This is a genomic window from Paraburkholderia caledonica, from assembly GCF_000383275.1.
GTDB lineage: Bacteria > Pseudomonadota > Gammaproteobacteria > Burkholderiales > Burkholderiaceae > Paraburkholderia > Paraburkholderia caledonica.
Window position 1 is genome coordinate 904,505 of the sequence record NZ_KB911034.1, and the last position, 22,699, is coordinate 927,203.

A 22,699-nucleotide genomic window follows, 5' to 3' on the forward strand; every position below is an offset into this window, starting at 1 on the left:
GCCGGAAATAGGGCGCGTTCCGCCGAAGTGGACTGAAAAAAGCGCGCTTTTCCTGCGAATGGGCGCGGCGGGAAACGTTACCATGGGCGCGAACGCCCAACTTTTACTCAAGCAGCATAATAAATATCTGCCATGTGCATCTTATGGCGAAGCTGCGGCCTCCGGCAACCCTTGCATCGACGCGGTTATCCCACGGATCGCGGCTTGCGCTCATTGTGATACTGCACCTATGAGACTGACCGACTACACCGACTATTCGCTGCGCGTCCTGTTATACCTCGCGGTTCGAGGCGAGGGTTTATCGACCATTCAGGACATATCGCAGGCGTACGGCATCTCCAAGAATCACCTGATGAAAGTGGTGCAGCAGCTGAGCGAACTCGGCTGGGTGGAAACCGTGCGCGGCCGCAACGGCGGCTTACGGCTCGCCGGACGAACCCGTTCGCTGACGGTCGGCGAGGTCGTGCGCGCAACGGAAAGCGACTTCGCGCTGGTGGCCTGCCTGCCGGATCAGAACGGCGAACGCCGGCCGTGCGTCATTACGCCCCAGTGCCGGCTGCGCGGCGCGCTCGAGGCGGCGCGTCATGCGTTTCTCGCAGAACTCGATCGCCATACGATCGACGAAGTGGCGGGTCCGCAAGGTCCGCTTGCGGCGCTGCTCGGCATACGCACCGTCATTCCGGTCGTACCGTTAACGCCTGTCACGACGGCGAGCGACAAGCCGGTGTCGATTTCCTGAGCGCGGCGGTGACACACAGCCGCGCATTTTCTTCGCGGCAGATGTTGAAAACTCCGTCGCGACGTTAAAAAAGCGCTTGAAACCTGAATAAAACGCCTCATTTTGGTGGTAATCGAAATTGGAGGTCTCGCATGAGAATCGACAAACTCACCACTAAATTCCAGGAAGCGCTGGCTGACGCGCAGAGTCTCGCGGTCGGCCATGACAATCAATACATCGAACCCGTTCATGTTCTCGCGGCGTTGGTCGCGCAGCAGGACGGCTCTGCGCGCTCGCTGCTTTCACGCGCCGGCGTGCATGTTCAGGCGCTGCAAACTGCGCTCGACGACGCCATCACGCGTCTGCCGCAGGTGCAAGGCACGGACGGCAACGTGCAGATCGGCCGCGAACTCACGGGTCTGCTGAATCAGGCCGACAAGGAAGCGCAAAAGCTCAACGACACGTTCATCGCAAGTGAAATGTTCCTGCTTGCGATCGCGGACGACAAGGGCGAAGCCGGCCGCCTCGCGCGCCAGCATGGCTTGTCGCGCAAGTCGCTCGAAAGCGCGATTGCCGCGGTGCGTGGCGGCTCGCAAGTGCATAGCCAGGATGCCGAAAGCCAGCGCGAGGCGCTGAAGAAGTACACGGTCGACCTGACCGAGCGCGCGCGTGCCGGCAAGCTCGACCCCGTGATCGGCCGTGACGACGAAATCCGCCGTTCCATTCAGATTCTGCAACGCCGCACGAAGAACAATCCGGTGCTGATCGGCGAGCCGGGCGTGGGTAAGACGGCGATCGTCGAAGGGCTCGCGCAGCGGATCGTCAACGGCGAAGTGCCCGAAACGCTCAAGGGCAAGCGCGTGCTGTCGCTCGACATGGCTGCGTTGTTGGCGGGCGCGAAATATCGCGGCGAATTCGAAGAGCGCCTGAAGGCTGTGCTGAACGACATCGCGAAAGACGAAGGGCAAACCATCGTATTTATCGACGAAATTCACACGATGGTCGGCGCGGGCAAGGCCGAAGGCGCGATGGACGCGGGCAACATGCTGAAGCCGGCGCTCTCGCGCGGCGAACTGCATTGCGTCGGCGCGACCACGCTCGACGAATATCGCAAGTACATCGAAAAGGATGCTGCGCTCGAACGCCGCTTCCAGAAGGTGCTCGTCGACGAGCCGACGGTCGAAGCCACGATCGCGATCCTGCGCGGCTTGCAGGAGAAGTACGAACTGCACCATGGCGTGGACATCACCGACCCGGCGATTGTCGCGGCGGCGGAACTGTCGCATCGCTACATCACCGATCGTTTCCTGCCGGACAAGGCAATCGACCTGATCGACGAAGCGGCGTCGAAGATCAAGATGGAAATCGACTCGAAGCCCGAAGAGATGGACCGGCTCGACCGTCGCTTGATCCAGCTGAAGATCGAACGCGAAGCCGTCAAGAAGGAGAAGGACGAAGCGTCGCAAAAGCGTCTGCAACTGATCGAGGAAGAAATCGAGCGGCTCGACCGCGAATATTCGGACCTCGAAGAAATCTGGACTGCGGAAAAGGCAGCCGTGCAGGGCAGCGCGCAACTGAAGGAAGAAATCGACAAGACGCGCGCGGAAATCACGCGCTTGCAGCGTGAAGGCAAGCTGGAAAAGGTCGCGGAATTGCAATACGGCAAGCTACCGGGTCTCGAGGCGCAGTTGAAGGAAGTCACCCAGGCCGAAGCGAAGGAGCAGAACAATCCGACGCGTCCGCGTCTGTTGCGCACGCAGGTCGGTGCAGAGGAAATCGCGGAAGTCGTGTCGCGCTCTACCGGCATTCCGGTTTCGCGAATGATGCAGGGCGAGCGTGAAAAGCTGCTGCAGATCGAAGACAAGCTGCATGAGCGCGTAATCGGTCAGGACGAGGCGATCAGCGCGGTGGCCGATGCGATCCGCCGCTCGCGCGCGGGTCTGTCGGATCCGAACCGTCCGTACGGTTCGTTCCTGTTCCTCGGACCGACCGGCGTAGGTAAGACCGAGTTGTGCAAGGCGCTGGCGGCGTTCCTGTTCGATTCGGAAGATCACTTGATCCGCATCGACATGAGCGAATTCATGGAGAAGCACAGCGTCGCGCGTTTGATCGGCGCGCCGCCCGGATATGTGGGCTACGAAGAGGGCGGTTATCTGACGGAAGCCGTGCGCCGCAAGCCGTATAGCGTGATTCTGCTCGACGAAATCGAGAAAGCGCATCCGGACGTGTTCAACGTGCTGCTGCAGGTGCTCGACGACGGCCGCATGACCGATGGCCAGGGCCGTACCGTGGACTTCAAGAACACGGTGATCGTGATGACGTCGAACCTCGGTTCGCAGGTCATTCAGGCAATGGTCGGTGAACCGCAGGAAGCCGTGAAGGACGCGGTGTGGGAAGAGGTGAAGCTGCACTTCCGCCCCGAGTTCCTGAACCGTATCGACGACGTCGTGGTGTTCCATGCGCTCGATCGCTCGAATGTGCAGTCCATCGCGCGAATCCAGTTGCAGCGTCTGCACGAGCGGCTCGCCAAGCTCGACATGCAACTGGTGGTGTCGGACGAGGCGTTGGAACATGTCGGCAAGGTCGGCTACGATCCGCTGTTCGGCGCGCGGCCGTTAAAGCGCGCAATCCAGCAGGAGATCGAGAACCCGGTCGCCAAGCTGATTCTGGCCGGCAAGTTCGGTCCGAAGGACGTGATTCCGGTCGAGCTGGAAGATGGCAACCTGGTGTTCGAGCGAGTCGTGCACTAATCGATGTCATGTGCTGACGCGTCGTATCATGCGGCGCGTTGGCCCACGCATTGATCACGCATTGATTTGATCCCTACGCAGGGCGACGTGTCACGCACTAGCTTCGCACATGACAAAGCGGCAACGAAGTCACCTTCGTTGCCGCTTTTTTTTTGCCTGCTCAATGGGCAGGCAAGGCAGTGCTTGCGTCGATCAGCGCGCTTACGCAGTGCCTCTTTACGCGGTGCCCTTGCCGAACAGCGCGGACAGGCCGCCGAACGCGCCAAGCACGGTGGTCGCGTTCAGCTTGCCTTCGGCCGGCACTTCGCCGTCTGGGGTTGCGGCGTTGACCACGTGGGGCAGAATCTGCGAAAGCAGGCCGGTGACCTGATCCGGTTGCACGCCGGCTTTGGCGGCAAGCCCGGTGACGGCTTCGGATCCGAGCACGCTGTGCAAGGCGTCGGCTGCAATCGGCTGGTTCTCGCCGTTGCTGACCCATGACGATACGACGTCGCCGAGGCCCTTCTCCTGGAAGCGCTGGATCAGGCCGTTCAGGCCGCCCGGCTGGCTATTGACGAATTCGAGTGCGGCGGCGATCAGCGCTTGCTGGCCGCCGCCTTCGGGCGTTTTGCCAACCAGGGAACCGAGGGTGTCGAGTAGGCTCATGACGGTCTCTCTTGAATGCCGACACGTCGATGACGGGTCGGCGGGTGACGCGCCGCGCGGCTGCGCGGCGTCGGGGGAAGGCAGGCGCATTGCCGGCAGCGCGGCATGCTCGTCACACGCGGATCACGCGGATTGCACCGAAACTTCGCTGCTGGCGCTCTGCCTTGCTGGCTTAGTCAGTCTCTGATCCGATTTTTGCGCGCAGGTTCTTTAAGCGCCGCCCGAAGCCGCCGCTGCCGACGCGGCCTTGCTCTTCTTCGCTTTCTTCTTCGACGCCTTTGCGCCAGATGCGTCGGCAGGCGCACTGGCCGCAGCGGCGGGTGCTGCGGGTGCAGTGGCAGTGGGCGCCGGCGCGGATGCCGCGGCCGCGTCCGAGGCTGCGGCCTTAGCCTTTTTCTTCGACGACTTCGAAGCTTTTGCGCCTGAAGCGTCGGCCGGGGCAGCCGGAGTTGCGGTCGTTGCAGTAGTGGCTGCGGTTGCCGCGGTGTTGGCCGCAGGCGCGGTCTTCGTCGCCGTGGACTTTGCGGCGGGTTTCGCGCCTGTTGGCGGCGTAGAGGAGCCGTTGATCGTCAGGCCCGCCGCTTCAAGATTCACCACCGATTTGCTGCCAATGCCTTTGACGCGCGTGGCCAGATCGTCGGCGTCCTTGAACGGCCCGTTCTTCGTGCGTTCTTCGATGATCGCTTTCGCATGCACGGGCCCAATGCCCTTGACCGATTCGAGTGCGGCCTGATCGGCGGAATTCACTTCGACAGCGGACGCGAATCCCGCCGACAGCGACAACATCAAGGCAACGCACAGCATCACGAGCTTTTTCAGCATGGCAAGCACTCCATTGAGGGCAAAAGTTAGCCGGGAACGGACGACGCAATGTGTCAGCAGGCGCTGCGCTTAAGCATAGGACAAACGCGCGAGCTTATTGGCGACCGCCGACGATTTATACCGGCCGATCAACGGCAAGTAAATCGTCGTGAACAATCTTTAAACCTTTTGCCTCGCAAGAAGGCGGTTGTGAGCCGGATTGCTTGCTTCGAACCGCGATCGAACCGCATTGCATGGCCGGCTGAGTTCCGAGGTTACGTGAGAATGACAGCGCGACGCACTTGACTTAGAGTGCACTCGAAGTCCTAACCTGAGTCCTGTCATGTCGAACACGTCGAACGCACTCACCATCGGGCAGGTCGCCGACACCATCGGCGTCTCAACCCATACGCTGCGCTATTACGAGCAGGCCGGGCTGATTCGCGCGGTTGGCCGCACGCAGGCGGGGCATCGCCTGTATTCGCCGGCCGACCTCGACTGGCTGCGGTTTTTGATGCGCCTCAAAGCCACCGGCATGCCGATCGCCGGCATGCAGGCCTTCGCGGCGCTGCGTGCCGAGGGTCAGCAGACGTTCTGTGCGCGCCGCGACCTTTTGGTAGCGCATCGCAATGCGGTTCTGGCGCGGATTGCCGACTTGCAGGCCAACCTTGGCGCAATCGTCGACAAGATCGCGTATTACGAAGGCGAAGCGGCTGGCCAGACGTCCGCAGCGGAGAGTCAGGCACGACGGATCGACGACACGTCATCGTTCTCACACTCGGGAAAGGAAAAGGACTCACCATGGACTACGCGCAAAACGAGCGTTACACGCAAGGCTGGAACAAACTGAGGGAAATCGACGGTTCTGCCGGCGAGCAGGTGATCGCCGCGCTCGCACCGATTGCACCGGACTTCGGGCGACTGTTGATCGAATTTGGTTTCGGCGATATCTACAGCCGTCCGCAACTCGATCTGCGCGCGCGGGAGATTGCCACCATCGCGTCGCTTGCGACGCTCGGCTGTGCGCAACCGCAGCTGAAGGTGCATATCGAGGCGGCGCTGAACGTCGGCTGCACGCGCGAGGAAATCGTCGAGGTGTTCATGCAGATGGCCTTGTATGCTGGGTTCCCGGCGGCATTGAACGCGCTGTTCGCCGCGCGCGAGGTTTTCGAGCGCCACGATCAGGGATTGCATGAGGTGCGGCCGGAGCGGGCAGAGAACCTGACGCATGCGGGGTGAGCATGCGGAACGGTCAGAGGAGCGACGCGCGCCGCTAAAGCGCGCGGTTTGCGCAGACAGGAATTGATCGGGTTGATTGCGGGCGGCTGTTGGCGGCAAGTGGCGATGCCGACAACGTCGCCCTCAATCAGCCGCTTCGGATCGCAGCACCGCGCCCGCGCGCACATGCCGTTTGCTGACCACGCGCCAGTAAAGCAGCAAGCCGATGCCCGCGATCGCGAGACTCGCCGTATTCGCGACCCAGAAGCCGCGCGCCCCCGTCAGCCAGGGCGGGATCGCGCCGGTCACATTGAAGCCCAGCAGATAACCGCCGCCGAGACCCACGCCCCACAGCGCGACCGCGTAGATTGCGGTCGGCACGACGGCGACCTTGTACGCGCGCAACACGAACGCGGTGGTGATCTGCAGCGCGTCGAACAGGTGATAGCAGACGACGATCAGCACGAGCGGCAGCGCCGCCGCCACGACTTGCGCGTTCGGCGTATAGCCTTTGATCACGTAGGGTCTCAGCACGAGCAGCACTGCGCCGTAACAGCAGGCGAGGGCGACCGCCATCATGATTCCGTGGCGCGACAACGTGCGCGCGGCCTCCGGGCGGTGCGCGCCGAGCGCTTGAGCCACCAGCGTCGACGAAGCAATGCCGATCGAAAGCGGCGTCATATACAACACTGCGCCGATGTTGCCGGCGATCTGGTGCCCGGCGAGCGTCGTCGTGCCGAAGCGCGCAATGAAGAGCGCCATGAAGGTGTACGACGTGACTTCGATCAGATACGACAGTCCCATCGGAATGCCCAGCCGCAGCTGCGCGGCCTGGCGCCGCCAGACGGGCCAGCAGAAGCGCTTGAAGATCGCGAACGGCGTGAAGACGTCGACACGGGTGAGCAGCACCATGCCGACGAGCGCGAGCCCCCAGTTGATCAACGTGCTGGCAAGCGCACAACCGGGGCCGCCGAGTGCCGGCACGCCAAGGCCGCCGAAAATGAACCACGTATTGAGCGGCACCTTGAGCAACAGCGCGCCGATCTGCAGGATCATCACGAGTCGCGGCTTGCCCACTGCATTGCTGATCGAACCGTAGACGCGAAACACGAGGCCGGCAGGCAGGCCAAATGCGAGTATCCGCAGATACGACACCGTGCGCTCGTGCAGCGCATCGGGCACGCGCGCGAGATGCAGCAGATGGCCGGGAAAGAACAAAATCAGGAAGCCGATGAGCGTGAGCGCCAGTGCGAGCCACAGCGATTGCCGGACTTCCTCGCCGATCTCCTGGTAGCGGCGTGCGCCGAACAGTTGCGCGGTGATCGGTTGCAGCGCGGTGAGAATACCGGTCAAGCCGATGTAGACGGAGATGTAAATCGACGAGCCGAGGCCTAGCGCCGCGAGATCGACAGCCGAGTAACGGCCGACCATGGCCGTGTCGATCACGCCGAAAGCGATGATGGCCAGTTGACCGATCAGCACCGGCCACGCGAGCCCGGCGATTTTCCGTACGTCGGCGAGCATGGTCAGCCAGGCTTCTTGTGCCAGCTGCGCCGTTTCACGACCGGCGGCTTCGGACGGTCGATACGCACATACAAGCGGAAGCGTTCGTCGCGGTCGGCCACGCGGCGGCCTTCCCACACCAGCTTCCACATGAAGTCGGACATCGCGCTAGGCTCGCCGAAGTCTTGCGTGTCCTGGCGCAGAATGACGTCGCAATCCTGATTGAACGAGAAGTGCATGTCGCCGAAATACGCGAAGGTCGCAATTTGCGCATTGCCGAGGCGCACGGGCGATATGCAGGTGTAGTCCTCAGGCAAGTGACTCGCGATCTGTTCGGCGACGTCCTTGTAAGTCCGGCTGTAGTTGACGACCGGCAACCACAAGGTCATCAGCAGCACCCACATGAGCGTGGTGCCGGCGCTCGAGAGCACGACGCTGCGCCACAGCACCTTCGGATGGCGTGCGAGACGCCATTGCACGAGCACGAACCAGCAAATCGTCACCGCGACCGCGCAGACGAACGACAGTATTTTGAACTGCGGCGCGAAACCCGGCGCGAGACGCGCGAGGTTGCGCGCGAGCGGATGCGGGAAGCCGGTCAGCCCGGCCACGTACACGAGCCAGACGAAGCTGCCGAGGATCGTGAAACTGAGCAATGCGAACCAGTCGATTGCGTTGATGGCGCCGCGTTTGAGCGTCGGCAGCGCGAAGGTGGCCAGCACTGCGAGCGCGGGCAGCAGCAACATATAAAGCCGGTTCGACTGATGGCTTTGCAACACGACGAGCACGAGCAGCGGCCCGATCACCGAAAGCGGAATCGCGACGTGCGGCGCGCGGCGCAGACCCGACCAGCTGAACCATGCCCAGAGCGCGAGAGGCCATGCGGGCCAAGTGAAGAGCGGCAGGTTTTTCAGCGCGTAAGCCGCGACCGAGCCGGGCGGGCCGGCGAACGAACTCAGGCTGACGTGCACCCATTGGTTCAGATACCAGACGGCGTCGACGGGAAAAGCCCAGAGCGCGGCGATCGGCCACGCGACCGAGAGCGCCAGCGCGATCGGCAGACCTGCGAGCAGCAGCCAGCGCGAGCGCGTCTCGCGGACGATCAACGTCATGGCGAGCGTGCCCAGCAGAAGCGCGCCGACCAGCACGGGGCTGCTCGCGAGCGTGACGAAGCCGATCGCCAGGCCCCAGATCGCCGCGCCCTGAATCGGCTTGTCGATCATTCGCACGAGCCCGTACACGAGCATTGCGATACACACGAACTGCACCAGCTGCGGCGTGGTTTCGTGGCCGCGCTCGGCGAGGCCGAAGCAGGCGAGCAGGATCAGCAGCGCGCCGTCGGCGAGCGTGCGACCGTAGTCGCGGGGTTCCGGCTCACCGCCAAACGCGTACTTGAACGGCTGGACTTCGGCGCGCCGGCCGAGCAGGTAGGCGGCGTACCAGACAAAAGCGCAGCCCGCGCAAAAGAGCAACCCGGTAACGACACGGGACGCATTGCTCGCGTCCACCCACGGTGCGAACACGCGGATCGCACTGGCGCCGAGCCAGTAGCCAAGCGGGCCGTCTTCGGTCAGGTACTTGCCGACGAGATTCGGCAGGAGCCAGTCGTGCGCACTGCCGTTCGCCATGGTCCACATCACGCCGAAGCCGGCTGCGTCCTCGTTCTTCCACGGATCGCGGCCGAACAGGCCGAACGACGCGTAGACGATACAGATGGTCAACAGCAGCCAGCGCGGGAGCGCACTGGTCGCGGAAGCAGTGAGGCGAACGACAGGTCTCATGCGGTTTGGGATATTTAATAAGCGAAAGCCGCCACTGGACGGCCGGTCCGGCTGGCATGGCCTTATTGGAGCATCCGGCATTGTAGTCGGGAGCCAGTGTGCGCGTCACGGCCGGTAATGGGTTGCAACCGGGGGGCTGCAACAGCGGGGCTGCAACAGCGGGGCTGCAACGGCGTCGAGCGTGCCGTTACACCGAGCCGGCTGTCCACGTGCAAGGCGGCTCGAACGTTGGCCACGTCGGCACCGGTTTTCCAGTTGCGCGCGGGCGACAAAAAAGGGCAGCTCGCGCTGCCCTTCTTTTGCTGCTTCGCTGCCGGACGAAAGTGGCCAAATCGGCCTGATTTTGCCCAGCCAGCCAAAGCGGCAGGTATTACTTCGCTGCTGCCTTGCCGGTAGCGCGCGAACCGAACTTCTTGTTGAACTTCTCGACGCGGCCTGCCGTGTCCATGATCTTTTGCTGACCGGTGTAGAACGGATGCGATTCCGACGACACTTCGATCTTGGCGAGCGGGTAGGTCTGGCCGTTGAATTCGGCGGTTTCACGCGTCTGGATGGTCGAGCGCGTCACAAACTTGAAGTCGTTCGACATGTCGATGAACAGGACTTCGCGGTAATTCGGGTGAATGCCTTCTTTCATGATCTTTCCTTTAATCTGGCGGTAGCCAACCCGCGTGCGGCCGCTTATGCGCGGACTGCATCTAGGCGCGAGCCACTTGCCTGTGGTCGAAAAACGGCGATTATGCCAGAAAATCAGTCGCTTGACGAATTCCGTCAGGTGTTTTGCCCGTATTTCGCCTATTGCGGCAGCGCGAACGTCAGGCCGACTCGCGCCGGGTCCTGTCGATAATATCGGGCGAGAAGCCGATACAGCTCCGGGTACTCCGCTTCGAAAGCTTGGGGCTTGACGAACAGCGCCTCGCTGCACACCGCGAAAAATTCCGACGGATGATCCGCGGCGTAGGGATCGATCAGCGATTCCCGCTCGAAGCGCGTCCAGCGGCGCTGCGGCACGGCGTCGACGCGGGCGCAGAACTGATCGTAGGCGGCGTCGAACACATCCGCCCAGGCTTGCGAGTCGAGTGGCGCGTGCCAGCGGCGCACGAGCGGCGGATGGCCGTCCGCTTCGCCGTTCAGCATGTCGATCTTGTGCGCGAACTCGTGAATCACCACGTTATATGCGTCCGTGCCGTCCGTCATCTGCGCATCTTCCCACGACAGGACGACGGGGCCGCCTTCCCACGCTTCGCCGCTCGCGTCGTGCTCGACCTCGTGAACGACGCCGTCTTCGTCCTCGACCGTCTTGCGGATCACGAATTCGCCCGGATACACGATCACGCCGACCCATCCGCGATAAAGATCGAGGCTCAGATTCAGCACAGGCAGGCACGCCTGGGCCGCAATGGCGACGGTCATTGCGTCGGTCAACTCGAGCTCATGCGCGGTCGAGAACTCCTTTTGTGCGATGAAAAGGCTGCTCATCTCGCGCAGGCGCGCGCGATCCGGGGCATCCAGATGCGCGAGGAACGGCAAGCCGTCGAGCGTGGCCTGCCACAGGGCATCGCCGATTGCGTAGTCGCGCAGCGCGCGCTCGCGTCGCCGGGCGCCGAGCCATTGAGTGAGTTTCGAAAGCATGGGCCGATGAAACCGTTAGTCGATCTGTTTTTGCCACGCGGCAAAAATACCGCCGCAAATCGCGATGCCGATCAGAAAGTAAAAGCCGTCGAGCGAGGTCAGAAAGCTGGCCTGCCGCACCACCGACCGGCTGATCTCCACGAGCGCAAGCGAATGCGCGTCCGACGGCGAACGGCCCGCGGCGGACAACGTGCGCGTGAGCGCGGCAAGCGAGTCCTGAAACAATGGATTGTACGGATTCACGAACTCCGCGAGTCGCGCCTGATGTATCGCCTGCCGATGCTGCTCGACGATGATCACCGACGCGGTGGCGAAGGAGATCGTGAGTTGCCGCACGATGTTCTTCAACCGGTAACCGTGCGTGAATTCCTCTATCGCGAAGATCCTGAAGGTCAGATTCGCGACCGGCAGCACGATGAACAGCAACAGCAGGCCGCGCAACAGGAGCGGCCCCACCAACGCCGCTTCGCCGACGGACGGCGACATGCGGGTCATCCACGCGGCCGTGAGCGCCGCGATGCCGAAGCCCGGCACGATGATCCACTTCTTGCGCGTCAGAAGTTTTGCGAAGCGCAGGTAGATGAAGAGCGCGCTCGCGGAAATCAGCGACGTAACGCCGACGAGTTGGCCGGCGTTCTCGATCGGGTAACCGAGACCGCTCTCCAGCAAACGCGAAATCAGATAGCTAAACGCAGTCGACAGATAGTAATAGAACATGTACAGCACGAGACCGATCTGGAACACCTTCTCGCGCAACGCATGCAGGCGCATGAGCGGCGCGGGGTGATGCCATTGGTGATACGCGAACCAGCCGAGCGCGACGATGCCGGCGAGTGTGAGCAGGATCAGACCGGGCGACGCGCTGAACAACTGGAAGCGCACCTGCTGCATGACGATTTGCAGTGCGCCTTGCGCAAAGGCAAACACGATGTACGGCCAGAAGTGTGCTGAACCGCGCTCCTCGGGCAGACGGTTGCCCGCGTCGGGCAGTGCTAGCACGGCGAGAACCATGAAGAGCATGCCGACGGGCGCGGTACAGGCGAAGAGTGCACGCCAGCCGAAGTACGAAACCAGCTGGCCGCCGATCAACGACGCGAGCGCGCTGCTCAGGACGATCAGGATCAGGAACGCCCGGGTTGCAGCGGGGCGTTGTTTGGGCGTGAAACTCATCTGGATCAGGATGCGGCAGGTGCCCATCATCGGGCCGATGAAGTAGCCCTGAAAGCCGCGCGCGAACGCAAGTTCAACCGACGATTCGCACAGCGCGGCCGCTACGGCGCCCACCGCGTAGAAGAGCATGCAACCGGCGACATAGCGGCGGTATCCGAAGCGCTCGACCCACCATTCCTGCTGAAGGATGCCCAGCACCGCCGCGACCGCGTAGGCGCTCGAAGCCCACACGAGTTCGTCCGGCGACGCGTTCACGCCGCCGGCGATATAGCTCGCGAAAAACGAAAAAATCGAGTTGTCGAAATAGTCGAGACCCGTGACGACCGCCAGCACCCAGGGGAATACATCGCCACGCAGTTTCTCCGCACCGGGCCAGCGGGTGCGAGGCCACGCTGTGCTCATGACCGCTTGCCCGCTGTCGAGGCGCGCGGTTTGTTCCCGGGCTTCGCAGCGGGTCTTGCGCCGGCTTCCTTGTGTTTGACGATCTTAGGCGCTTGAGGGTCTTCACGACCTTTGGCAGTCTTCGAAGCTTTCGCGCCTTTCGCCAGCGCATTGCGGCGCTGTTCGAGCAGGGCGTCCGCGTTTTCGCCCGCTAGACGGCGCTTCAGATAATCGAGGTCCGGACTCAATTCGTCGCGCAGCTTCTGCGCTTCCTTGAGCTCACGGCGCATGGCTTGAATGCGTGCGTCGAGTGCGTCCACCTGTCCAGCGATCGCGTCGTGGATCTGCTGCAGCGATTCGGTTGAAAAACGATGTCCGCCCCCGACCGGTTCGAGCGGCCGCTTAAGCATTTCAGTAATGCCGTGCAGCGAGAAGCCCAAGGAACGCAAACGCAGAATGCGCCCGAACCGTTGTATGTCGTTGTCGTCGTAAAGACGGTAACGGCCTTCGCTGCGAGCGGGCGATACAAGCCCCCGCTCTTCGTAATATTTCAACGTGCGAGGCGTGACGCCGAGGCGCTCGGCCGCGTCACGGACGGTAAGCAGGGCGGGTGAGTCGTTCGACATGAGCATGGCCTGACAGAAAAGCGTCGTCAGATTTTACTCCAACGTGTACGTTCACGTACAGGTTGGAACGTGGGACTGAATTGCTGGAGTCGAAGCCGCGTTATTGCAGATCTGCTAGGCGAAAAAAAACCGCTCGTCGGTGACGAGCGGTTTTCTCATACAGTGTACGTGCGCAGCTTTTCTTAGCTACCGCCGCCACGGCGCATCATGTCGAAGAACTCGGAGTTGCTCTTCGTCTGGCGAATTTTGTCGAGCAGGAATTCCATGGACTCGACTTCGTCCATGTCGTGAATGAACTTGCGCAACACCCAGATTTTTTGCAGCACTTCGGGTTTGATCAGCAATTCTTCGCGACGCGTGCCGGACTTGTTCAGATTGATCGACGGGTACACGCGCTTTTCTGCAAGACGGCGCTCAAGGTGCACTTCCATGTTGCCGGTGCCCTTGAATTCTTCGTAAATCACATCGTCCATGCGGCTGCCGGTTTCGATCAGCGCCGTGCCGATGATGGTGAGCGAGCCGCCTTCTTCGATATTTCGCGCCGCGCCGAAGAAGCGCTTCGGGCGTTGCAATGCGTTGGCATCGACACCGCCCGTCAGCACCTTGCCCGAAGCCGGCACGACCGTGTTGTATGCACGCGCGAGACGCGTGATCGAGTCGAGGAGAATGACCACGTCGTTCTTCATTTCGACGAGGCGCTTGGCTTTTTCGATCACCATTTCGGCGACCTGCACGTGACGCGCGGCAGGTTCGTCGAACGTGGAGGCGATCACTTCGCCGGCCACCGAACGCTGCATTTCCGTCACTTCTTCAGGACGCTCGTCGATCAGCAGCACGAACAGTACGACATCGGGATGGTTCTGCTTGATGGCGTGCGCGATGTGCTGAAGCATCACGGTCTTGCCGGACTTGGGCGACGCAACCAGCAAGCCGCGCTGGCCTTTGCCGATCGGCGCGATCATGTCGATGATGCGGCCGGTGACGTTCTCTTCACCGCGCATTTCACGTTCGAGCAGCAGCACCTTGTTCGGGTGCAGCGGCGTCAGGTTTTCGAACATGATCTTGTGCTTCGAGGCTTCCGGCGGCTGGCCGTTGACCTTGTCGACCTTCACCAGCGCGAAATAGCGCTCGCCGTCTTTCGGCGTACGCACTTCACCTTCGATCGTGTCGCCCGTATGCAGGTTGAAGCGGCGGATTTGCGACGGGCTGATGTAAATGTCATCCGTGCTGGCGAGATAGGACGTTTCCGGCGACCGCAGGAAGCCGAAGCCGTCCGGCAGCACTTCAAGCGTGCCGTCGCCGAAGATCGTGTCGCCCGTTTTGGCTCGTTTTTTTAGAATGGCGAACATCAATTCCTGCTTGCGCAGGCGGTTCGCACTTTCGATCTCGAGGCCATTGGCCATCTCGATCAATTCGGACACGTGCAGAGTCTTAAGCTCGGATAAATGCATACGGAGAACCCGCAGGAGAAGGTGCGACGAAATGGAATCTGGGAGGAGAAGTGAGCGGAACCGCTCAAGGACCTACACGTCTTTTCGACGTTTTGCGGATTCTAGCATAGCACACGCCAGTTTCCGCCAGTGGGGCGCTACGGCATCTTTCTTGGAGGAAACGTTGCCGCCCCACAACAGGGCAGACGAGGCGCGCGCGGGTCCGGTAGACCTCGCGGCGCGCCCGCGCGACCGTTTTACAGGTTGCCGTCGAGGAACGCGGTGAGTTGCGACTTCGACAATGCGCCGACCTTCTGTGCGGCGACAGCGCCGTTCTTGAACAGGATCAGCGTGGGGATGCCGCGCACGCCGAACTTGACCGGCGTCGACTGATGTTCGTCGACGTTGATCTTCGCGATTTGCAGACGATCGGCGTAATCCTTGGCGACTTCGTCGAGGATCGGCGCGATCATCTTGCACGGACCGCACCATTCAGCCCAGAAGTCGAGCAGCACGGGTTTATCGGATTTCACGACGTCCTGTTCGAACGATGCGTCGCTAATATGCTTGATTTGTTCGCTCATTGTATGAATACCTCTATCGGTTCGAGGCCCGCCTGAATTGCTCGCCACGATACGTCAAAACCTAGGGAAACTTCCGTTCGCTTGGCCGCATTCCGAACCTCACCACCTGCGCGCGAAAAGTCGGAGACCAGTCGGCGTGGGCGGAAGGCTCGCGCTTGCGGGTCATCCGTACGGCAGTTTAGCTTAATTCGCTATGCGTTGCCGGGGGCGATAGTACTCATCAGGGGCAGTGGGGCCGACGACTGCCGATGAAGTGCCACCGTTGTTTCATCAACTACGACGTAGCCTATGTGGAGGTCCGGCGATCAAACTCAAGTACGCGGCGCAAACGCGGCACAAGCCGTGTGGCGAGACGGGAACGGCGGCGATTCGGTGCGCGCTTTGCGCTTCGATCGTCGCTTTGATCGTATTAACAGTCGCGCGAAGAGCCAGGCAGTGATAGAATGTTTCGTGACGGGCCTCCTCGCATGGAGGGATGGTCAACCTGGTCAGGTCGGGAACGAAGCAGCCACAGCCGTTTTCCACCAGTGCCGAGGGTCAGGCTCGTCACCTTCCTCTTTCTGTTCGTTCTGTTTTTCTCCCCTTGCGCTCGCTTTGATCGCGTCTGTTCCAGATGCCGGTTGCCTATGTGCTGTTGTTCGCGCTGCACGGGTACTCATTCGCTCTGAGCCTTCAGCCATAAGGCTGTGCACGTCGCCCGGACGATGCGCAACGACGCTCCGCGCTGTCGCCGTTATATTTTTCTATCGCTCCATTAGCCGCTTTCAATCGCGCGGTTCAATCTTGCGGCCGCGCGCGTTGGCGCCGGGTCGCGAATCGGTTTTGCACGGCATTGTTACTGATACAATTTCCCGATGACCTATCAAGTTCTCGCACGCAAATGGCGGCCGAAAGATTTCGCGTCGCTCGTCGGACAGGAGCACGTGGTGCGCGCGCTCACGCACGCGCTCGACGGCGGCCGTCTGCATCACGCGTATCTTTTTACCGGCACGCGTGGCGTCGGCAAGACGACGCTGTCGCGCATCTTCGCCAAAGCGCTGAACTGCGAAACGGGCGTGACCTCCACGCCGTGCGGAGTCTGCCGGGCCTGCCGTGAAATCGACGAAGGGCGCTTTGTCGATTATGTCGAGATGGACGCGGCAAGTAATCGCGGCGTCGACGAAATGGCGGCCTTGCTGGAGCGCGCGGTGTACGCGCCGGTCGATGCACGTTTCAAGGTCTACATGATCGACGAAGTGCACATGCTTACGAACCACGCCTTCAACGCAATGTTGAAGACGCTCGAAGAGCCGCCGCCGCACGTCAAGTTCATTCTCGCCACGACCGATCCGCAGAAAATTCCGGTCACGGTGCTGTCGCGTTGTCTGCAATTCAATCTGAAGCAGATGCCCGCCGGCCACATCGTCTCGCACCTCGAACACATTCTGGGCGAAGAAAAAGTGCCGTACGAGGCCCAGGCGTTGCGCCTGCTCGCGCGTGCCGCCGACGGTTCGATGCGCGACGCGCTCTCGCTGACCGACCAGGCTATCGCGTATTCGGCTAATCAGGTGAATGAAGAGGCTGTGCGAGGCATGCTCGGCGCGCTCGATCAAAGCTACCTGATCCGGCTGCTCGATGCGCTCGCCGAAGGCGACGGCGCGGCTGTGCTGTCGGTTGCCGACGAAATGGCGCTGCGCAGTCTGTCGTTCTCGACCGCGTTACAGGATCTCGCGAGCCTGTTGCATCGCATCGCGTGGGCGCAGTTCGCACCGTCCTCGGTACTGGACGAGTGGCCGGAGGCGGGCGACCTGCGCCGCTTTGCCGAGACGCTCAGCGCCGAACAGGTGCAGCTGTTCTATCAGATTGCGACGATCGGCCGAAGCGAACTCGGTCTCGCGCCCGACGAATACGCCGGTTTCACGATGACTCTGCTGCGCATGCTTGCGTTCGAACCTGCTCCAACGGGCGGCGGCGGAGCTGCTGGACCTGGCCGGCAGGCTGGTCAGACAGGCGCGAGCGGAGGAAAGCGGGCGGGGACGCCCGCGGTAGCGGCGGCGGGTTTGTCGGCGGCAAATACTGCGCCGCCCGTACTGCTGGCGGCGGGCCCGCGCGGCGCGGTTTCCCCGGCTGAGCCGGCTCGTGAGCCGGGACGGGTCGCCGGTGCTGCCGAAGATGCGCCCGCGAGCGCCGGTCAGAGGCGGGACATTGCGGCAAGCACACAAGCTGTATCGGCCCCTAGCGACGTCGCTCAACACACGGCTCAAGAGTCAGCCCCGATCCCGAACGAAGCGAATACTACCTCGACGCCTGCGCGCGTCGATGTGCCTGCGCCGGTCGCGGGAACGTCTGCCGCTCTGGAAAGTGCGCCAGCGCGTGCGCTGGCTCCGTGGGACGATGAGCCCGCTGCGTCTGCCGCGAACCAGGCGACGGACCCGGGTGCTGTCGACACAGCGTCCGCGCGCACTTCAGTGCCCGCCGAACCCGCGCCGACGCCCGCATCAGCGAATACGCCTGCTGCGCTCGCATCGGAATCCACGTCGGCGGAAACAGCATCTTCGGAGAGCACGCCGCCCGCCACGCTCAGCGCACCGGCTGCCGCCGCCTTCGCGCGCGCGAGCGAAGCCGCGTCCTCGGCGGATTCAAATGAAGCGGCCCAAGCCGCACCTGCGACGTTGCCCGACGCACCGCCGCGCCGTGCGGGCGGCGCGAGCGCCGCACTCGACGTTCTGCGCAGCGCTGGCCTGAAGGTGTCGTCCGACCGTGGTCGCGCGAACGCCGCCTCGACCCCGAAGCCGGCGGCGTCCGCCAACGCGAGTCCGGCCGCGCCGAAGCCGGCCGCGCCGCGCGTGGTGGTTCCCGTGCCAACGCCCGGCGCGCCGCGTGGCGCGGCACAGCCGGAGTCCGCATCGGGCGCGCGCGCTTCAGCAGCTGCGGCGCCGGCACAACCGGCGGCGCGCAAAGAGTCGCAGCCGAACGGCTCGGCGGTTCCTCCGTGGGACGACATGCCGCCTGACGACTATGTGCCGCTGTCGGCATCGGATGACGGCTACTATGGGCCGCCCGACGACAACTACATGCCCGTGTTCGACAGCGGCCCTGACGACGTCCGCGTGAGCGCGCCGGCGTCCGCGCCGACGCCGGTCGTCGATAAGCGTCCGCTGCCTCCCGCCGTGCCGCTCGATCCGCTCGGGTTCAAAGGCGACTGGCCTGCGCTCGCCGTCGACCTCCCGCTCAAGGGCATCTCGTATCAGCTCGCGTTCAACAGCGAACTGATGGCGCTCGAAGGCAATACCTTGAAATTGAACGTGCCCGTGCCGCAGTACGCGGAGGCTTCGCAGGTTGCGAAACTGAAAAGCGCGCTCGCCGAAAAGCTGGGCCAGCATGTCGACGTGCAGGTCGAAGTCGGCCCGGCGCGCCGCACGGCTGCCGCTCACGACGCCGCCATGCGGGCCCAACGTCAGCAGGAAGCGGAGCGCGAAATCGGCGCCGATCCGTTTGTGCAGTCGCTGATCCGCGAGTTCGGCGCGAGCATCGTGCCGGGCTCGATCCGCCCGATTAGTTCGAGTACGTCGATTAGTCCGGACGCCGGCCCGAACGGCGCGTCCTCGGTTCACTGATTCGCTGCGCGATCACGCCGGAAACACACTGGGGCGCGCGCGATTTTAGAATTTCACGCTATCAAGAAGGAGCATTTCCATGATGAAAGGTCAACTCGCCGGGCTGATGAAGCAAGCCCAGCAGATGCAGGAAAACATGAAGAAGATGCAGGAGCAGCTCGCTCAGATCGAAGTCGAGGGGCAGTCGGGCGCCGGTCTCGTGAAGATCACGATGACCTGCAAGAACGACGTGCGCCGCGTGTCGATCGACCCGAGCCTGCTGGCTGACGACAAGGACATGCTGGAAGACCTCGTCGCCGCTGCGTTCAACGACGCCGTGCGCAAGGCCGAAGCCACCGCTCAGGAAAAAATGGGCGGCATGACCTCGGGCCTGCCGCTGCCGCCGGGCTTCAAGCTGCCGTTCTAAAAGCGACGTTGCAAGACGGAGCGGGCTCGAACGGTGAGCTAACGCCGCATGTGAGAGATGCGCGTCGCGTTTGACTGCTGCGCGCCGCAATCACCGGCTTCGCATCCGATGAGCCGGTCGTTGCGCGCCGCGCAGGCGCGCCCCTTGGGGGCCGCCTGGACTTAGCGCCGGCCATGATACTCGACCCGCTTGCGCGATCCATCCGCGGGCGGGCAAAGCCTGACAGCATCTGAAGAACCGCAACACGCCGAACCGCACTACGAACCCATCTGCCCTGGCAAACCCACCTCGACGCCGATTCGCATGAAACAACCTTCCGCCTTGTCGGCGCTCGTCGAAGCGCTGCGCGCGCTGCCCGGAGTCGGGCCAAAGTCCGCGCAACGCATGGCGTACCACCTGATGCAGCACGATCGCGACGGCGCGGAAAAGCTGGGCCGCGCGTTGCTGTTCGCGACCGAGCATCTGCAGCACTGCGAGAAGTGCAACACCTTCACCGAAGCGCAAATCTGCGAAGTGTGCCTGGACCCGGAGCGCGATCCAACGCTGCTGTGCGTCGTCGAAACGCCTGCCGACCAGATCATGCTCGAACAGACCATGACGTATCGTGGTCTGTACTTCGTGCTGATGGGCCGTCTGAGTCCGCTCGACGGTATCGGCCCGAAGGAGATACATTTCGACCGACTGGTCAGGCGAGCGTCTGACGGCGTCGTCAAAGAAGTCGTGCTGGCAACGAATTTCACTAACGAAGGCGAGGCGACCGCGCATTACCTCGGGCAGACGCTCAAGGCGCGCGGCCTGTCCGTCACGCGCCTTGCGCGCGGCGTGCCGGTAGGCGGCGAACTCGAATACGTCGACGCCGGCACAATAGCCCGCGCGATGCTCGATCGCCGCTCGATGTAGCGACACCGCGCGGCAATCGCGCGAGCGGCGTCGCCGCCACAAAAACAGAACAGAACGAAGGAGACTATGAGCGCAACTCCCGAATCAGGCGCCAACGAGGCGAAAGAGGCGCCGCAAAGCCAACCGGGACCGCTTGCCGGCGTGAAGGTGCTGGAACTCGGCACGCTGATCGCGGGGCCGTTTGCCGCCCGCTTTCTCGGCGAGTTCGGCGCGGACGTGATCAAGATCGAAGACCCCAAGGGCGGCGATCCGCTGCGCAAATGGCGCAAGCTCTATCCGGAAGTCGGCGGCACGTCGTTGTGGTGGGCCGTGCAGGCGCGCAACAAGAAATCCGTCACGATCAATCTGAAGGCCGAGGAGGGCAAGGAGATCGTGCGACGTCTCGCGCGCGAAGCGGATATCGTCGTCGAAAATTTTCGGCCTGGCCTGCTCGAGAAACTCGGGCTCGGTTATGACGTGCTGTCGGCGGAAAACCCCGGGCTCGTGATGGTGCGCTTGTCCGGCTACGGCCAGAGCGGACCGTATCGCGACCGGCCCGGCTTCGGCGCGATCGCGGAGTCGATGGGCGGCTTGCGGCACATCACCGGCTATCCGGATTTGCCGCCGCCGCGCATCGGCATCTCGATCGGCGATTCGATCGCGGCGCTGCACGGTGTGATCGGCGCGCTGATGGCGCTGCATCACAAGCAGGTGAACGGCGGCAAGGGGCAGGTCGTCGACGTCGCGCTGTACGAGGCCGTCTTCAACATGATGGAAAGCGTCGTGCCCGAATACGGCGTCTACGGCATGGTGCGCGAGCGCACCGGCGCGTCGCTGCCTGGCATCGTGCCGTCAAATACTTATCCTTGCCGCGACGGCAGCATCGTGATCGGCGGCAATAGCGATCCGATCTTCAGGCGCCTGATGATCGCGATCGAACGCGAAGATCTTGCGAACGATCCCGCTCTCGCGCATAACGACGGCCGCGTGCCGCGCACGCAGGAAATCGACGCCGCGATTGCCGCGTGGCTCGCCACACGCACCATCGACGAAGCGCTCGCGGTGCTCAACGCAGCAGACGTGCCGGTGGGCCGCATCTATAGCGTGGCTGACATGTTCACCGATCCGCAGTACATGGCGCGCCAGATGATCCAGCGCTTCAAGTGGCAGGACGGCCGCGAGATCACGCTGCCGGCGGTCACACCGAAGCTCTCGGAGACGCCTGGCGAGACGCGCTGGCTCGGCCCCGAACTGGGTGAACATACCGATGAAGTCCTGCAATCGCTAGGTTATGATGCAGACCACATCGCAAGGTTGCACGCGCAACAAATTGTGTGAACCACGCGTGTGAACCACGCGTGTGAGCCACGCCCGCTGCAGCCGAATAAATAAAATCGCAAGACCAGATTTTGCAAGAGCCTTGGAGACAACGAACATGCATCGCAGAAGCTTCCTCGCCGGTACCGCCGCACTTGCCGGCGCCACGCTGACGGCCACGCCGCTCGCTTTCGCACAGAGCAAACTGGAAACCACGAAAGTGGCCATTGCTGTCGGCGGAAAAAACCTCTTCTACTATTTGCCGCTCACGATCGCCGAGCGCCGCAATTACTTCAAGGACGAAGGACTCGACGTCGAGATTTCCGACTTCGCCGGCGGCTCGCAAGCGTTGAAGGCGGCGGTGGGCGGCAGCGCGGATGTCGTCTCCGGCGCGTTCGAACACACGTTGCTGCTGCAGGCGCAGAAGCAGTCGTTTCGCGAGTTCGTGCTGCAGGGGCGCGCGCCGCAGATCGTGCTCGCGGTGTCGAAGAAGACCATGCCGAACTACAAGTCGATCGCCGACCTGAAGGGCAAGAAAATCGGCGTGACGGCGCCTGGATCGTCGACTTCGATCATGGCGAGCTTCGTGTTGGCCAAGGGCGGGCTGACCGCGAAAGACGTTGCGTTCATCGGCGTCGGCGCGGGCGCCGGCGCAATCGCGGCACTGCAGTCCGGGCAGATCGACGCGCTCGCCAATCTCGACCCCGTCATGACGAAACTCGAACGTACCGGCGAAATTCGCGTCGTCTCGGATACGCGCACGCTCGCGGACACGCGCAGCGTGTTCGGTGGCGACATGCCGGCAGGGTGCCTGTACGCATCGCAGAGTTTCATCACGAAGAATCCGAACACCACGCAGGCGCTGACTAACGCGATGGTGCGCGCGCTCAAGTGGCTGCAGACCGCGACCGGCACGGAACTCATCAACACGGTGCCCGAAGGGTATCTGCTCGGAGATCGCGCGGTCTATCTGGACGCATGGCAGCACGTGAAGGAAGCGATGTCGCCCGATGGCCTGATGCCCGCAGATGGCCCTGCGACGGCGCTCAAGACCTTGCAGGCGTTCGATCCGGCGGTGCAGGGCAAGCCGATCGACGTATCCAGGACGTGGACGAACGACTTCGTCAAGAAAGCGCTGACCACGGTGAAGGCCTAAGGTCGTTCTCCTCGCACTAAGTCACGTCACGCCACGTCACGTCACGCCATGCCTCGCTCGGCGCGTGACGTCCCATTCCGAACCGATCCACGAACAGAGTCGAACG

At 62.7% G+C, this 22,699-nt stretch carries 19 protein-coding genes and 1 other RNA gene; 10 read left to right on the plus strand and 10 right to left on the minus strand.

What is annotated here, in order from left to right; genetic code table 11:
* The first annotated feature begins 229 nt into the window (after nucleotides 1-229).
* Nucleotides 230-739, plus strand: a complete 510-nt coding sequence (locus H281_RS0104225) for an Rrf2 family transcriptional regulator (protein WP_020065835.1) — start codon at nucleotides 230-232, stop codon at nucleotides 737-739.
* A 131-nt stretch (nucleotides 740-870) separates the two neighbouring features.
* Nucleotides 871-3,468, plus strand: coding sequence for an ATP-dependent chaperone ClpB (clpB, locus tag H281_RS0104230; RefSeq protein ID WP_020065836.1), 2,598 nt, complete (start codon nucleotides 871-873; stop codon nucleotides 3,466-3,468).
* Nucleotides 3,469-3,684: 216 nt separating this feature from the next.
* On the opposite strand, the gene H281_RS0104235 is transcribed toward clpB, so the two are convergent.
* Both H281_RS0104235 and H281_RS0104240 read right to left on the minus strand, forming a co-directional pair.
* The gene (locus tag H281_RS0104235; RefSeq protein WP_408735231.1) at nucleotides 3,685-4,203 is read right to left on the minus strand and encodes a YidB family protein; all 519 of its coding nucleotides are present in this window, start codon (nucleotides 4,201-4,203) and stop codon (nucleotides 3,685-3,687) included.
* A 120-nt stretch (nucleotides 4,204-4,323) separates the two neighbouring features.
* Entirely contained in the window at nucleotides 4,324-4,935 is a 612-nt protein-coding gene (locus H281_RS0104240) for a helix-hairpin-helix domain-containing protein (RefSeq protein ID WP_020065838.1), read from the minus strand.
* Between the two features lie 322 nt (nucleotides 4,936-5,257).
* Between H281_RS0104240 and H281_RS0104250 the strand changes: the two genes are divergently transcribed.
* A complete protein-coding gene (locus H281_RS0104250; RefSeq protein ID WP_020065839.1) occupies nucleotides 5,258-5,764 on the plus strand; it encodes a MerR family transcriptional regulator in 507 nt (168 codons plus the stop codon).
* On the plus strand, nucleotides 5,716-6,153 hold the full coding sequence (locus tag H281_RS0104255; RefSeq protein WP_020065840.1) for a carboxymuconolactone decarboxylase family protein: 438 nt from the start codon (nucleotides 5,716-5,718) through the stop codon (nucleotides 6,151-6,153). Before H281_RS0104250 ends, H281_RS0104255 begins: the two co-directional genes overlap by 49 nt.
* 123 nt (nucleotides 6,154-6,276) lie before the next feature.
* Here the strand turns inward: H281_RS0104255 and H281_RS0104260 are convergent, their stop codons facing one another.
* The 8 genes from H281_RS0104260 to trxA all read right to left on the minus strand — a co-directional run bounded on the left by H281_RS0104260 (nucleotide 6,277) and on the right by trxA (nucleotide 15,239).
* A complete protein-coding gene (locus H281_RS0104260) occupies nucleotides 6,277-7,656 on the minus strand; it encodes an MATE family efflux transporter (protein ID WP_020065841.1) in 1,380 nt (459 codons plus the stop codon).
* A 2-nt stretch (nucleotides 7,657-7,658) separates the two neighbouring features.
* Nucleotides 7,659-9,416: an ArnT family glycosyltransferase gene (locus H281_RS0104265; protein WP_020065842.1), complete on the minus strand. Its 1,758-nt coding sequence runs from the start codon at nucleotides 9,414-9,416 to the stop codon at nucleotides 7,659-7,661.
* A 370-nt stretch (nucleotides 9,417-9,786) separates the two neighbouring features.
* Nucleotides 9,787-10,053 (minus strand): type B 50S ribosomal protein L31, encoded by a 267-nt coding sequence (locus H281_RS0104270; protein WP_020065843.1) that lies wholly within the window; start codon nucleotides 10,051-10,053, stop codon nucleotides 9,787-9,789.
* A gap of 158 nt (nucleotides 10,054-10,211) precedes the next feature.
* Nucleotides 10,212-11,048: a M90 family metallopeptidase gene (locus H281_RS0104275; protein WP_020065844.1), complete on the minus strand. Its 837-nt coding sequence runs from the start codon at nucleotides 11,046-11,048 to the stop codon at nucleotides 10,212-10,214.
* Nucleotides 11,049-11,063: 15 nt separating this feature from the next.
* On the minus strand, nucleotides 11,064-12,620 hold the full coding sequence (locus H281_RS0104280) for an MFS transporter (RefSeq protein WP_020065845.1): 1,557 nt from the start codon (nucleotides 12,618-12,620) through the stop codon (nucleotides 11,064-11,066).
* Nucleotides 12,617-13,225, minus strand: coding sequence for a MerR family transcriptional regulator (locus H281_RS34315; RefSeq protein WP_033379432.1), 609 nt, complete (start codon nucleotides 13,223-13,225; stop codon nucleotides 12,617-12,619). Before H281_RS34315 ends, H281_RS0104280 begins: the two co-directional genes overlap by 4 nt.
* 182 nt (nucleotides 13,226-13,407) lie before the next feature.
* Nucleotides 13,408-14,676, minus strand: coding sequence for a transcription termination factor Rho (rho, locus tag H281_RS0104290; RefSeq protein WP_006048863.1), 1,269 nt, complete (start codon nucleotides 14,674-14,676; stop codon nucleotides 13,408-13,410).
* Between the two features lie 236 nt (nucleotides 14,677-14,912).
* Nucleotides 14,913-15,239, minus strand: coding sequence for a thioredoxin TrxA (gene trxA / locus H281_RS0104295; protein WP_006048864.1), 327 nt, complete (start codon nucleotides 15,237-15,239; stop codon nucleotides 14,913-14,915).
* A gap of 452 nt (nucleotides 15,240-15,691) precedes the next feature.
* On the opposite strand from trxA, the gene ffs reads away from it, so the two are divergent.
* From ffs to H281_RS0104320, 6 genes are all read left to right on the plus strand, one after another.
* Nucleotides 15,692-15,790: signal recognition particle sRNA small type (gene ffs, locus H281_RS35720), an RNA gene on the plus strand.
* A gap of 303 nt (nucleotides 15,791-16,093) precedes the next feature.
* Nucleotides 16,094-18,835, plus strand: coding sequence for a DNA polymerase III subunit gamma/tau (locus tag H281_RS0104300; protein WP_020065847.1), 2,742 nt, complete (start codon nucleotides 16,094-16,096; stop codon nucleotides 18,833-18,835).
* A 79-nt stretch (nucleotides 18,836-18,914) separates the two neighbouring features.
* A complete protein-coding gene (locus H281_RS0104305) occupies nucleotides 18,915-19,241 on the plus strand; it encodes a YbaB/EbfC family nucleoid-associated protein (protein WP_013588467.1) in 327 nt (108 codons plus the stop codon).
* A gap of 303 nt (nucleotides 19,242-19,544) precedes the next feature.
* Nucleotides 19,545-20,141 carry a recombination mediator RecR gene (gene recR / locus H281_RS0104310; protein WP_020065848.1) on the plus strand — a complete coding sequence of 199 codons (597 nt, stop codon included), beginning with the start codon at nucleotides 19,545-19,547 and terminating at the stop codon, nucleotides 20,139-20,141.
* 66 nt (nucleotides 20,142-20,207) lie between these two features.
* Nucleotides 20,208-21,458: a CaiB/BaiF CoA transferase family protein gene (locus H281_RS0104315; protein WP_020065849.1), complete on the plus strand. Its 1,251-nt coding sequence runs from the start codon at nucleotides 20,208-20,210 to the stop codon at nucleotides 21,456-21,458.
* 97 nt (nucleotides 21,459-21,555) lie between these two features.
* On the plus strand, nucleotides 21,556-22,593 hold the full coding sequence (locus H281_RS0104320; RefSeq protein ID WP_020065850.1) for an ABC transporter substrate-binding protein: 1,038 nt from the start codon (nucleotides 21,556-21,558) through the stop codon (nucleotides 22,591-22,593).
* Nucleotides 22,594-22,699: the final 106 nt, after the last annotated feature.